At 73.6% G+C, this 12,346-nt stretch carries 10 protein-coding genes; 7 read left to right on the top strand and 3 right to left on the bottom strand.

The window, feature by feature from the left end; all coding sequences use genetic code 11:
• Positions 1-8: 8 nt before the first annotated feature.
• Both AC0IVP_RS12345 and AC0IVP_RS12340 read left to right on the top strand, forming a co-directional pair.
• Complete coding sequence (locus AC0IVP_RS12345; protein WP_471756841.1) at positions 9-1,331, top strand: UDP-glucose dehydrogenase family protein; 1,323 nt, start codon at positions 9-11, stop codon at positions 1,329-1,331.
• A 40-nt stretch (positions 1,332-1,371) separates the two neighbouring features.
• On the top strand, positions 1,372-2,550 hold the full coding sequence (locus tag AC0IVP_RS12340) for a glucose-1-phosphate adenylyltransferase family protein (RefSeq protein ID WP_471756839.1): 1,179 nt from the start codon (positions 1,372-1,374) through the stop codon (positions 2,548-2,550).
• Between the two features lie 26 nt (positions 2,551-2,576).
• Here the strand turns inward: AC0IVP_RS12340 and AC0IVP_RS12335 are convergent, their stop codons facing one another.
• Complete coding sequence (locus tag AC0IVP_RS12335; protein WP_471756837.1) at positions 2,577-3,233, bottom strand: UdgX family uracil-DNA binding protein; 657 nt, start codon at positions 3,231-3,233, stop codon at positions 2,577-2,579.
• Positions 3,234-3,322: 89 nt separating this feature from the next.
• Here AC0IVP_RS12335 and AC0IVP_RS12330 point away from each other — a divergent pair, with 89 nt between their 5' ends.
• The 4 genes from AC0IVP_RS12330 to AC0IVP_RS12315 are packed head-to-tail and all read left to right on the top strand — an operon-like array spanning position 3,323 to position 7,278.
• Entirely contained in the window at positions 3,323-4,228 is a 906-nt protein-coding gene (locus AC0IVP_RS12330; RefSeq protein WP_471756835.1) for an ABC transporter ATP-binding protein, read from the top strand.
• Entirely contained in the window at positions 4,225-5,397 is a 1,173-nt protein-coding gene (locus AC0IVP_RS12325) for an ABC transporter permease (RefSeq protein WP_471756833.1), read from the top strand. Before AC0IVP_RS12330 ends, AC0IVP_RS12325 begins: the two co-directional genes overlap by 4 nt.
• 31 nt (positions 5,398-5,428) lie before the next feature.
• The gene (locus AC0IVP_RS12320; RefSeq protein WP_082556754.1) at positions 5,429-6,409 is read left to right on the top strand and encodes a TIGR03557 family F420-dependent LLM class oxidoreductase; all 981 of its coding nucleotides are present in this window, start codon (positions 5,429-5,431) and stop codon (positions 6,407-6,409) included.
• A complete protein-coding gene (locus tag AC0IVP_RS12315) occupies positions 6,406-7,278 on the top strand; it encodes an SDR family oxidoreductase (protein ID WP_471756831.1) in 873 nt (290 codons plus the stop codon). Before AC0IVP_RS12320 ends, AC0IVP_RS12315 begins: the two co-directional genes overlap by 4 nt.
• Before the next feature lie 74 nt (positions 7,279-7,352).
• Here AC0IVP_RS12315 and AC0IVP_RS12310 read toward each other — a convergent pair whose 3' ends face one another.
• Together AC0IVP_RS12310 and AC0IVP_RS12305 are read right to left on the bottom strand one after the other, a co-directional pair.
• Positions 7,353-8,276 carry an endonuclease domain-containing protein gene (locus AC0IVP_RS12310; protein ID WP_471756829.1) on the bottom strand — a complete coding sequence of 308 codons (924 nt, stop codon included), beginning with the start codon at positions 8,274-8,276 and terminating at the stop codon, positions 7,353-7,355.
• A 167-nt stretch (positions 8,277-8,443) separates the two neighbouring features.
• Positions 8,444-9,370, bottom strand: coding sequence for an SMP-30/gluconolactonase/LRE family protein (locus AC0IVP_RS12305; RefSeq protein WP_471756827.1), 927 nt, complete (start codon positions 9,368-9,370; stop codon positions 8,444-8,446).
• Positions 9,371-9,425: 55 nt separating this feature from the next.
• Here AC0IVP_RS12305 and ppc point away from each other — a divergent pair, with 55 nt between their 5' ends.
• On the top strand, positions 9,426-12,215 hold the full coding sequence (ppc, locus tag AC0IVP_RS12300; RefSeq protein ID WP_471756825.1) for a phosphoenolpyruvate carboxylase: 2,790 nt from the start codon (positions 9,426-9,428) through the stop codon (positions 12,213-12,215).
• The last annotated feature ends 131 nt before the right edge of the window (positions 12,216-12,346 follow it).

The following is a 12,346-nucleotide window of genomic DNA, read 5'->3' as shown; positions in this document are numbered from 1 at the left end:
ATGCCGCCATGAGGATCTCGGTGATCGGGTGCGGCTACCTGGGCGCGGTGCACGCGGCGTCGATGGCCCAGCTGGGGCACGACGTGGTCGGCATCGAGGTCGACGTCGCCAAGGCGGAGTCGCTGGCCGCGGGGCGGGCGCCGTTCCACGAGCCGGGGTTCGACGAGCTGCTGCGGGAGACGCTGGCCACCGGCCGGTTGCGGTTCTCCTCGGAGATGGCCGACGCGGCTGGGGCCGCGGTGCACTTCCTGTGTGTGGGGACGCCGCAGAAGCGGGGGGAGTACGCGGCGGACCTGCGGTACGTGGAGGCGGCGACGGAGTCGTTGTCGGCGGTGTTGGCTGCCGGTGAGCTGGTGGTGGGGAAGTCCACGGTGCCGGTGGGGACGGCGGCGCGGCTGGCGGAGTTGGTGGCGGGGAAGGTGCCGGGGGCGTTGTTGGCGTGGAACCCGGACTTCTTGCGGGAGGGGTTCGCGGTGGCCGACACGTTGCACCCGGACCGGTTGGTCTACGGGCTGCCGGTGGACCCGGTGGAGGCGGTGGGTGCGCGGGGTCTGCTGGATGAGGTGTATGCCTCGATCGTGGCTGCGGGGACGCCGCAGGTGGTGACGGACTACGCGACGGCGGAGATGGTGAAGACCGCGGCGAACTCGTTCCTGGCCACGAAGATCTCCTTCATCAACGCGATGGCCGAGTTGTGCGAGGCGACCGGTGCCGATGTGAAGCAGCTGGCCGATGCGATCGGGCACGACGACCGGATCGGGCGCAAGTTCCTCAACGCAGGCCTGGGGTTCGGTGGTGGGTGTCTGCCCAAGGACATCCGGGCGTTCATGGCGAGGGCGGGGGAGTTGGGTGCGGATCAGGCGCTGACGTTCTTGCGTGAGGTGGATGCCATCAACATGCGGCGGCGGATCCGGATGGTGGAGCTGGCGCGGGAGGTGTGTGAGGGGTCGTTGCTGGGGAAGCGGGTCGCGGTGTTGGGGGCTGCGTTCAAGCCGGACTCCGATGACATCCGGGACTCCCCGGCGTTGAACGTGGCCGCGCAGTTGCAGTTGCAGGGGGCCACGGTGCGGGTGACGGACCCGGCGGCGGGGGACAACATCCGGCGGTCCTGGCCCCAGCTGGACGTGGTGGACTCCGCCGAGGAGGCCGCCGAGCGTGCCGATGCGGTGCTGCTGCTCACCGAGTGGAAGCAGTTCTGCGAGCTGGACCCGGTGGCCTTCGGGGAGATCGTGGCCAGGAAGCGGGTGCTGGACGGTCGGCAGGCCCTGGACCGTGACGTGTGGGAGGCGGCGGGCTGGTCCTACCGGGCCCTGGGGCGACGCGCCGGTTGATTGCTGCTTGCAACCGAGGGGGCGCGGGGTAGTCACCGGCATGGCCCTCTCCAAGATCCTCGTGCTCGTGCTGGCCGGCGGTGCCGGTGGCCGCCTGGAGCTGCTGACCGAGAACCGGGCCAAGCCCGCCGTCCCCTTCGCCGGGGTGTACCGGCTCATCGACTTCCCGCTGTCCAACTGCCAGCACGCTGGGATCGCCGACGTCTGGGTGGCCGTGCAGTTCCACCCGGCGTCGCTGTCGGAGCACCTGGCCAACGGCCGGCCGTGGGACCTGGACCGCACGTCGGGCGGGCTCATGACGCTGCCGCCCTTCCGCGGCACCGACCGCGGCGGGTGGGCCACCGGCACCGCCGACGTCCTCTGGCGGCAGGCCGACCTGGTGCGTGAGGCCCGCCCGGACGCCCTGGTCGTGGTCAGCTCCGACGCGGTCTACAAGCTGGACTACCGGGCCGTCGCCGAGGAGCACCTGGGGTCCGGCGCCGAGGTCACCATGGTCACCACCGAGGTCGCCGCGGACGACGCCGCCCGCTACGGGATCGTGCAGACCGAGGGCGAGAAGGTGACCGACTACGTCTACAAGCCCGACGAGCCGGCCACCACGACGGCGACCAACGAGGTCTTCGTGTTCTCCCCGCAGCAGACGCTGGACCGGCTGGAAGCCCTCGCCGCCGACTGCGGGGACGACGGCCTGGAGGACCTGGGCAGCCACCTGCTGCCCGCCCAGACCCGCGACGGCCTGGCCCGCGCGCACCGGCTGGAGGGCTACTGGCGCGACGTCGGCACCGTGCCGGCGTACTGGCAGGCCAACATGGACTTCCTGGCCGAGCACCCGCCGATCGACCTGGACGACCCGGCCTGGCGGCTGAGCACCCGCGGGGGCCGGCACAGCGCGGCCCGGCTGCTGCCCGGCGCCGAGGTCGAGGGCTCGCTGGTCTCCGGCGGCACCCGGGTCGCCGGCCGGGTCACCGGCTCCGTGCTGTCCCCGGGCGTGGTCGTCGAGGCCGGCGCGCAGGTCACCGACTCGGTGCTGCTCCCGGGGGTCCGGGTCCGCGCCGGGGCGCGGGTGCACCGGGCGGTGCTCGACGACGGCGTCGACGTCGGCGAACGCTCCTCGGTGGGTGGGGACGGCGACGTCGCCCTCGTCGGCCGCCGGGTCCGCATCGAGGCCGGCACCGAGCTGCCCGCCGGCGTCCGGCACCCCGACCCCGAGCAGGACTGACCCGCCGGGGTCAGGCCAGCACGGGGTCAGGCCAGCGCGGTGGCCACCACGCGCAGGTCGGCGACCATCGCGTCGAAGGCGGCCGCCCGGTCCTCCTCCGGAGTGCGCAGCACGGCCGAGGGGTGCGTGGTGGCCAGCACCCAGGTCTGGGCGGGGGCGCCGTCCTCGTCGTCCTCGCCGGGCGTGGTGCCCGGCGGGGTCCAGGGCAGCAGCTGCCCGCGCTCCCGGGTGATCCGGAACGAGGGCGAGATCAGTGCCTTGGCGGCCACGGCGCCCAGGCAGACGACGACCTCGGGCTGCAGGACGGCGAACTCGGCGGCCAGCCAGGGGCGGCAGGCGTGCAGGTGCTCTGCGCCCGGGGACTGGTGGATGCGCCGCTTGCCGGTCGGCTTGAACCGGAAGTGCTTGACGGCGTTGGTGACGTAGGCGTCCCGGCGGTCGATCCGGGCGGCCTCGAGGGCGCGGTCCAGCAGCTTGCCGCTGGGGCCCACGAACGGCTCGCCGGCCCGGTCCTCGGAGTCGCCGGGCTGCTCGCCGACGAAGACGATGCGGGCGGTCTCGGGCCCCTCGCCGAAGACGGTCTGGGTGGCCGGCTCCCACAGCTCGCAAGCGTGGCAGCCCGCGGCGGCCTCGCGCAGCTGGGACAGGCCGGCGTCGTGCGGCACGGGTGCGGTCTCGCTCATCACCCGATGACACACCGGTGGCGCCCGCACCGCAGGACGAGCGCACCGATACGGTCGCGTCACGGAACAGCGGCGGCGAGAGGGAGCACGTGCTCGAGTTCGACGGACTGGTCAAGGCCTACGGCGAGAACCGGGTGCTGGACGGGGTCGGCTTCACCGTCGCGCCCGGCCAGATGTTCGGCTTCTGCGGGTCCAACGGCGCCGGGAAGACCACCACGATGCGGATCGCGATGGGACTGGCCCGCGCCGACGCGGGCCAGGTCCGCTGGCAGGGCACCCCGCTGGACGAGGCGGCCCGCCGCCGCATCGGCTACATGCCGGAGGAGCGCGGCCTCTACCCGAAGATGAAGGTCGTCGAGCAGCTCGTCTACTTCGCCCGGTTGCACGGCCTCACCGCCGGGGACGCCGCGGCCGCCGCGCAGCACTGGACCGAGCGGCTGGGTCTGGCCGACAAGCGCGACCAGCGCGTGGAGAAGCTGTCGCTGGGCAACCAGCAGCGCGTCCAGCTGGCCGCCGCCCTGGTCAGCCGGCCCGAGGTGCTCATCCTGGACGAGCCGTTCTCCGGCCTGGACCCGGTCGGCGTGGACTCCCTGGCCGACGCGCTGCTCGAGCAGTGCCGCCGCGGCGTGCCGGTCGTGTTCTCCAGCCACCAGCTGGACCTGGTCGAGCGGTTGTGCGACGCCGTCGGCATCCTGGCCCGCGGGCGCATCGTGGCCAGCGGGACCGTCGACGAGCTCCGCGCGGCCGAGGCCGGCCGTCAGCTGCGGGTCGTCGTCCACGACGCCCCGAACGGCTGGGCCGGCACCGTCCCCGGGGTGCGCGTGGTGAGCGAGTCCCGCGGGGACACCGTGCTGGAGCTCGCCCCGGGCACCGACGACCAGGCGGTCCTCGCCGCGGCGCTGCGCGCCGGCCCGGTCCGGCACTTCGCCTGGCGCGAACCCACGCTCGTCGAGCTGTTCCGTGAGGCCGTCTCGACCCAGGAGGTGGCGGCGTGAGCGCGTTCGGTCAGGTCCGGCTGGTCGCCGGCCGGGAGATGTCCACCCGGGTCAAGGACAAGGGCTTCATCGTCAGCTCGGTCGTCATCGTGCTGCTGGTGCTGGGCCTGATGGTCTTCCAGCTCGTCTCCGGCTCCTCCACCCAGACGACCACCGTGGGCACCGTGGCCGGTGGCGCCCAGGTCGAGCAGGCGCTCGTGCGGGCCGGGGAGCAGGTCGGCACCGAGGTGACCGTCGTCGAGCTGGCCGACGAGGACGCCGCCCGGCAGGCCGTCGAGGACGGTGACGTCGAGGCCGTGCTCGTCGACGGCGCCGGCGACGCCCCGCGGGTGGTCGTCGAGTCCAGCGCGGACGAGGCGGCCGCGGCGATCGCCGAGACCGCCGTCGGGGCGCTCTCGGTCGCCCGCCAGCTCGGTGAGCAGGGCGTCGACCTGGTCGCCGCGCCCGCCATCTCCTACTCCGTGCTCGACCCCGACGACGACGGGGACACCACCGCCGTCCTGGTCGCGCTGCTGGGCGTGGTCGTGCTCTACGGCTTGCTGATCCTCTTCGGGCAGTTCGTCGCCCAGGGGGTGGTCGAGGAGAAGTCCTCCCGGGTCGTGGAGATCCTGCTGTCGACCATGAAGCCGTGGCAGCTGTTGACCGGCAAGATCATCGGCCTCGGGCTGCTGGGCCTGGCCCAGCTGGTGACCATCGCCGTCATCGGGGTGGTCGGCTCGCTGGCGCTGGACGTGGTGTCGGTGCCCTCGGCCGTCGTCCCGACCGTGGTGTCCGTCGTGGCCTGGTTCGTGCTGGGCTACACGTTCTACGCCGCGGTGTTCGCCGTCGCCGCCTCGCTGGTGAGCCGCCAGGAGGACCTAGGCAGCGTGCTGACCCCGACCACGCTGCTGCTGGTCGTCGGGTTCATCGTCTCCCTGCAGGCCGCCCAGGACCCGGGCAGCACGCTGGCCACGGTCACCTCGTTCGTGCCGGGGCTGTCCCCGCTGGTCATGCCGGTGCGGATGGCCGCGGGGGAGGCGGCCGTCTGGGAGGTCGCCGTCGCCGTCCTGCTCATGCTGGTCGCGATCGCCGTCGTCGTCCGGATCGGTGGGCGGGTCTACTCCGGGGCGCTGCTGCGCACCGGCGGCAAGACCAAGCTGCGCGAGGCGCTGGCGGCCGATCGGGGTTGACCGTCCCCCGCGGCGGGGTAGCGCTGCGGGCATGAGCATGCAGCTGGGCTACACGATGATGACCGAGCAGGCGGGTCCGAAGGACCTCGTCTCGCACGTCGTCGGCGCCGAGGAGGTCGGCTTCGACTTCGCGGTGTGCAGCGACCACTTCTCGCCGTGGCTGGACTCCATGGGCCACGCCCCGAACGCCTGGGTCACCCTCGGCGCGGCCGCCCACGCCACCAGCCGGATCGACCTGATGACGTACGTGACCTCGCCGATCCTGCGGTACCGGCCGGTCGTCGTCGCGCAGCAGGCGGCCACGCTGCAGCTGCTGGCCGACGGCCGGTTCACCCTGGGCCTGGGGTCGGGGGAGAACCTCAACGAGCACGTCGCCGGGGAGGGCTGGCCGGCCGTCGCCGTGCGGCAGGAGATGTTCACCGAGGCGGTGCAGCTGATCAAGGAGCTGCTCGCCGGGGACGGCTACACCACCTTCCACGGCGAGCACTTCCACGCCGACGGCGCCAAGATCTGGGACCTCCCCGAGGGCGGCGTGCCGATCGGCATCGCCGTGTCGGGGAAGAAGAGCTGCGAGCTGGCCGGGGAGTACGCCGACGTCATGATCGGCACCGAGCCCAGGCCCGAGCTCGGCGAGATGTTCGACGCCGCCGGCGGCGCGGGCAAGAACCGGGTCGGCCAGATGCCGATCAGCTACGACACCGACCAGGCCGCCGCGGTCACCCGCGCGCACGAGCTCTTCCGCTGGTTCGGGCTGGGCTGGAAGGTCAACGCCGACCTCCCCGGGACGGCGGGCTTCGAGGCCGCCAGCCAGTTCGTCCGGGAGTCCGACGTCGCGGAGTCCATCCCCTGCGGCAGCGACGTGGGCGCGGTGATCGAGGCGGCGCAGGCCTACGCCGACGCCGGCTACACCCACCTGGCCCTGGTGCAGATCGGCGGTGACCAGCAACAGCCCTACCTGGAGTGGACCCGGCGAGAGCTGATGCCGGCCTGGCGGGAGGCGTTCGGCGCATGAGCCTCGTCGACCCCCGCACCAAGCACACCGCCGACATCCCGGCCCTGCAGGTCGAGCACCCCGGCCGGACGGCGGAGCTCACCCCGCAGCCCGACCACGGCGAGGACTCCTACCGCGGCTCCGGCCGGCTCGCCGGCCGTCGGGCGCTGATCACCGGCGCCGACTCCGGCATCGGCCGGGCCGTGGCGATCGCCTACGCCCGGGAGGGCGCCGACGTGGCGATCTCCTACCTCTCCGAGCACGACGACGCCGAGGAGACCGCCCGGCTGGTCCGCGACGCCGGCCGGACGGCGGTGCTGCTGCCCGGCGACATCTCCGACGAGACCGTCGCCAAGGGCCTGGTCGCGCAGACAGTCGAGGGCCTGGGCGGCATCGACCTGCTGGTGCACAACGCGGCGTTCCAGAACGTGGTGTCCGATGTGCTGGAGTTCTCCACCGAGGAGATCGACCGCACCTTCCGGACCAACGTCTACGCGTTCTTCTGGCTGCTGCAGGCCGCCAAGCCCGAGCTGGAGCCCGGCTCCTCGGTGATCGTGACCAGCTCGGTGCAGGCCTTCACGCCGTCCCCGGCGCTGGCCGCCTACGCCGCCACCAAGGCCGCGCTGGTCAACCTGACGACGTCGATGGCCGACGAGTTCGCCCAGGTCGGGGTGCGGGTCAACTGCGTGGCCCCCGGCCCGGTGTGGACGCCCCTCATCCCGGCGACCATGCCCGAGGACCAGGTCGAGGGCTTCGGCAAGGCAGCGCCGCTCCAGCGGGCCGCCCAGCCCGCCGAGCTGGCCGGCGCCTACGTCTACCTGGCCAGCGAGGACGCCAGCTTCACCAGCGGCGAGGTCATCGGCGTGACGGGCGGCTCCCCGATCAACTGACCGCCCTGGCATGGGATCCCCCGCATATCGGTGGACGCATCTGCCGTATGCGAGGGATCCCATGCCGAGACGGCTCAGGCGGACTGCGATCGGGTCATCCGTTGGCGGTGCACGGCGAGCACCGTGCGACGGACGCCAGCGGGGTCCCGGACGACGTCGGCGTAGGTGAAGCGGAGGACGAGCCAGCCGCGGGTGGCCAGGAGCCGGTCACGCTCCAGGTCGCGCGCCCGGTCCACCTGTGAGGTGTGGTGGTCCTTGCCGTCCAGCTCGACTGCAAGCATCGCCTCCTCCCAGCACCGGTCCAGGTAGAAGTGCCGGCCCGCGACATCGACCCGCTTCTGCCCCGTGCTCCTGGGGAGGTCGGGGTGGTCGAACACCGTGAGGACGCCCAGGGCCTCCAGCTCGCTGCGCACGCCGTCGCGCAGCAGGGCGATGGTGGTCGACAGCTCACGCCGACCCGCGACGTTGGGCCGTTGGGCGAACGCCGTCCCCAACAGGGTCGGGGTGGTGAGTCCCGTGCGGACGACCTCGATCGCGGCCGGACGTCGATCGGGACGGGGCAGGAGCGGCCAGGCATCCACGAGGGACCGGGCCGGTTCGGTGACCAGCACCCCCCGCACCTCCTGGCACTGGGGAGCCGTGGTGGCGAAGTCCAGGCGACGGTGGACCACCAGCGCCGGGGCCCCGTGGAGCCGTCGCCCGTGGTCGATCGTGGCTCTCAGGGGCAGCGGCAAGGGGCGTCTCAGGTGCCAGTTGAGCGCGGTCGTGTGACTGAGCGCCGCCCCCGGCCCCAGGTGTCGCAGGGCCGCCCGCGCCCGGACGTCGTCCGTCGGGGCCGTCTCGGGTGCGAGGTAGGTGTGCGGCAGGTGCCTGACCAGCCACCGCAGCCGCAGCGCGGCGTCGACGACCTCGCGGGGGACGACCGCCAGCAGTTCACTGCGGGTGACGATGCCCCCGCTTCGTTCCAGGGCCGCACGGATGACCGGTCTCCACTCCATGCGCCGCATCGTGGCCAGGCGAGCCCCGCAGCGCCGACGCCCCTGTGGACGAGCGCCGTTCTCCACAGCCGTGGGGGTCGAACGAGCCACCACCCGCTCCGGCATGGGATCCCCTGCATACGGGTGGCGAGCCCACCGGTATGCGAGGGATCCCATGCCAGGGCGGGTCAGCGCACCTCGCGGAGGACGTCGGTCGGGCCGCGGTAGACACCCGCGGCACGGCCGGTGACGCCGGGGCGGGCGGTGAAGAGCCGCCCGGCGTCGGGCTGGGCGGCGCGGTCGGCGTCAGTGAGGCCCTGGGTCGAGGTGCTGATGACCAGCAGGTCCCGGGCGGGGCCGGCGAAGGCGCAGCTCGAGGTGTTCGCCGCGGGCACGGTCACGACGGCGACCTGCTCGCCGGCGGGGGTGTACCGGCGGACCTGCCCGCCGCCCCAGACGGCGACCCAGAGGTGGTCCTCGTCGTCGACGGTCAGCCCGTCGGGGGCGCCGGCGTCGTCGTCGGACAGGTCGATCACGACCCGGCCCTCGCCGAACTCCCCGGTCGCGACGTCGTAGGGGTACGCGGTCACCGTGGCGGCCCCGGAGTCGGCGAGGAAGACGGTGCGGCCGTCGTCGGTCCACTCGATGCCGTTGCTGATCGTCAGGTCGCGCAGCACGGTGTGCACGCTGCCGTCGAGGTCCACCCGGTACAGCGAGCCCGCGCCGGGGGACTCGTCGAAGGCCATCGTGCCGGCGAGGAACCGGCCGGCCGGGTCGACGGCGCCGTCGTTCATCCGCGTGTTCGCGGCCGGGCCCTCGGCAGCCAGCTCGACCAGCACGGTGGCCCCGCCGGCGGGGGACAGGTGGGTGAACCCACCGTCGGCGCCCAGCACCCAGCCACCGTCGGCAGCCGGGACGACGACGCCCACGGCGTCCCCGCCGCGGTGCACGCCGACCTCGGCGAGTGCACCCTCGGCGGACACCGTCGCGCGCCGGATCTGCCCGCGGGTGATGTCCACCCACAGCAGCTCCTGCCGGTCGGCGTCCCACGTGGGGCCCTCGCCGTGCACGGCCGGGTCGAGCGTCGTCACGGGGTCGGCGGGGAGCGTCAGCACCCGCTCATCCTCCCCGGGACACGTGCGCGTCACACCCACCAGGCAGGATGCGCCCGTGTCTGAAGCCACCGTGGACGTCGCCGACCTCCGTCCCGCCGCAGGTGAGGACGACGACCGGGCCGGTGACGCCCCGCTCCGGGAGGACATCCGGCTGCTGGGCCGGGTGCTCGGGGAGGTGGTCCGCGAGCAGGCCGGCCAGGAGGTCTTCGACGTCGTCGAGGCCGCCCGGGTCGAGGCCTTCCGGATCCGCCGCTCCGAGGTCGACCGCAGCGGGCTGGCCGAGACCCTCGCCGGGCTGGACGCGCGCAGCGCCAACCACGTGATCCGCGCGTTCAGCCACTTCTCCCTGCTGGCCAACCTGGCCGAGGACGTGCACCACGAGCGCCGTCGCCGGCACCACCGCCGGGAGGGGTCCCCGCCGCAGAAGGGCACGCTGGCGGCCAGCTTCGAGCTGCTGGACGCCGCCGACCTGGACCCGGCGGTCGTCGCGCACGAGCTGGAGGGCGCCCTCGTCGTCCCGGTCGTCACCGCGCACCCCACCGAGGTCCGGCGGCGCACGGTGTCCCAGGTGCAGCGCCAGGTGACCGAGCTGATGCGCACCCGCGGGACCGCGCCGGACGAGCAGGCCTGGTCGGCGCACCTGTGGCGCGAGGTCCTCACGCTGTGGCAGACGGCGCTGCTGCGGCTGTCCCGGCTGCGGCTGGAGGACGAGATCGACGAGGCGCTGCGCTACTACGACCTGTCGCTGTTCGCCGTCGTCCCGGCGATCAACGCCGACCTGCGCGCCGCGCTGCGCCAGCGCTGGCCCGACGCGGACCTGCTGCCCACCCCGATGCTGCGCCCGGGGTCCTGGATCGGCGGGGACCGGGACGGCAACCCGTTCGTGACGGCGGCCGCGGTGCGCCGGGCGACCACCCGGGCCGCGGAGACGGCGCTGGGCCACCACCTGGCCGAGCTGGTCTGCCTGGCCGACGAGCTCTCCATGTCCGAGCGGCTGGTCTCCCCGACACCGGAGCTGGAGGCGCTGGCCGACGCCTCCCGGGACGACTCGCCGTTCCGCGCCGACGAGCCCTACCGCCGCGCCCTGCGAGGGGTCTACCGGCGGCTGGCCGCCACCTCCGTGCGGGTGCTCGGCCACGTGCCCGGCCCGCTCCCGGACGTCGAGCTGGAGCCCTACGACGAGCCCGGCCAGCTGATCGTTGACCTGGACGTGGTGGCCGCCTCGCTGCGCACCCACGGCGCCGGCGCGCTGGCCGACGACCGGCTGCGGCGGCTGCGCGACGCCGTCGAGGTCTTCGGGTTCCACCTGTCCGGGCTGGACATGCGGCAGAACAGCTCGGTGCACGAGGAGGTGCTGGCCGAGCTGCTGGCCTGGGCCGGCGTCTGCCCGGACTACACCGCGCTGGACGAGGCCGGCCGGCGCGAGGTGCTGCTGGGTGAGCTGCGGCTGCGCCGCCCGCTGGTGCGCGCGGACGCCGAGCTGTCGGAGCTGGCCCGCGGCGAGCTGGACCTGCTGGTGGCCGCGGCCGAGCAGGTCCGGCTGCTGGGTCCGCGGGCCATCCCGAACTACGTGATCAGCATGTGCGAGTCGGTGTCCGACGTGCTGGAGGTCGCCGTCCTGCTCAAGGAGGTCGGCCTGGTCACCCTGGACGAGGCCGGCCTGCCCGCCTCGCCGATCATGATCGCCCCGCTGTTCGAGACCATCGGGGACCTGCAGGGCGGCGGGGAGACCCTGGCCGCGATGCTGGCCGAGCCGCTCTACCGGTCGATGGTGGACGGCCGCGGTGGCACCCAGGAGGTCATGCTCGGGTACTCCGACTCCAACAAGGACGGCGGCTACCTGGCCGCCAACTGGGCGCTGTACCGGGCCGAGCTGGCCCTGGTCGAGGTCGCGGCGCAGGCCGGCGTCCGGCTGCGGCTGTTCCACGGCCGCGGCGGCACCGTGGGCCGGGGCGGTGGCCCCAGCTACGAGGCGGTCCGGGCGCAGCCCCCGGGGTCGGTGGCCGGGCAGCTGCGGATCACCGAGCAGGGCGAGGTCATCGCGGCCAAGTACGCCGAGCCCGACCTCGCCCGCCGCAACCTGGAGGCCTTGGTCGCGGCGACCCTGGAGTCCACGCTGCTCTCGCTGGAGGGCCTGGACGGCGACGCCGAGGAGGTCTACGCGCTCTTCGACGACCTGGCCGCGCGGGCCCAGGCCGCCTACGGGGCGCTGGTGCACGAGACGCCGGGCTTCGTGGAGTGGTTCCGGGCGGCGACGCCGGTGCGCGAGCTGGCCGAGCTGAACATCGGCTCCCGGCCGCCCTCGCGCAAGGCCGGGGACAAGATCAGCGACCTGCGGGCGATCCCGTGGGTGTTCAGCTGGTCCCAGGCCCGGATCATGCTGCCGGGCTGGTTCGGCACCGGGACGGCGCTGGAGTCCTGGGTGGACGGCGACCCGGTGCGGTTGGCCAGGCTGCAGGAGCTGCACACCCGCTGGCCGTTCCTGCGCACGGTGCTGTCCAACATGGGCATGGTGCTGGCCAAGACCGACCTGGAGCTGGCCGCCCGCTACGCCTCGCTGGTGCCCGACGAGGAGCTGCGGCACCGGGTCTTCGACGTGATCACCGCCGAGCACGAGCGGACCTGCCGGATGCTGCTGGCGATCACCGGCGACGACCACCTGCTGGCCGACAACCCCTCGCTGGCCCGCTCGATCCGCAACCGGTTCCCCTACCTGGAGCCCCTGCACCACCTGCAGGTGGAGATGCTGCGTCGTCGTCGCGAGGGCGACGACGACGAGCTGGTCAAGCGCTGCATCCAGCTGACCATCAACGGCGTGGCCACCGCCCTGCGCAACTCGGGCTGACCCCTCCCGCAGCCCGTCCCGAGAGCCCCGTGTCGCACGCCGACACGGGGCTCTCGCGCGTCCGGGACCGGCCCGGCCGGGTGCTGTGACCGATCGGTCACGGGTTCACCACATCGGATGCTCCCGCCCCC

The organism is Klenkia sp. AC732, assembly GCF_979256525.1.
The sequence above is the reverse complement of the archived record's forward strand: the minus strand, read 5'-3'. Positions and strand labels throughout refer to the sequence as shown.

Coding starts and splice junctions, on each gene's coding strand:
- AC0IVP_RS12345 (WP_471756841.1), top strand. CDS start 9: ATGAGGATCTCGGTGATCGGGTGCGGCTACCTGGGCGCGGTGCACGCG.
- AC0IVP_RS12340 (WP_471756839.1), top strand. CDS start 1,372: ATGGCCCTCTCCAAGATCCTCGTGCTCGTGCTGGCCGGCGGTGCCGGT.
- AC0IVP_RS12335 (WP_471756837.1), bottom strand. CDS start 3,233: ATGAGCGAGACCGCACCCGTGCCGCACGACGCCGGCCTGTCCCAGCTG.
- AC0IVP_RS12320 (WP_082556754.1), top strand. CDS start 5,429: ATGAGCATGCAGCTGGGCTACACGATGATGACCGAGCAGGCGGGTCCG.
- AC0IVP_RS12315 (WP_471756831.1), top strand. CDS start 6,406: ATGAGCCTCGTCGACCCCCGCACCAAGCACACCGCCGACATCCCGGCC.
- AC0IVP_RS12310 (WP_471756829.1), bottom strand. CDS start 8,276: ATGGAGTGGAGACCGGTCATCCGTGCGGCCCTGGAACGAAGCGGGGGC.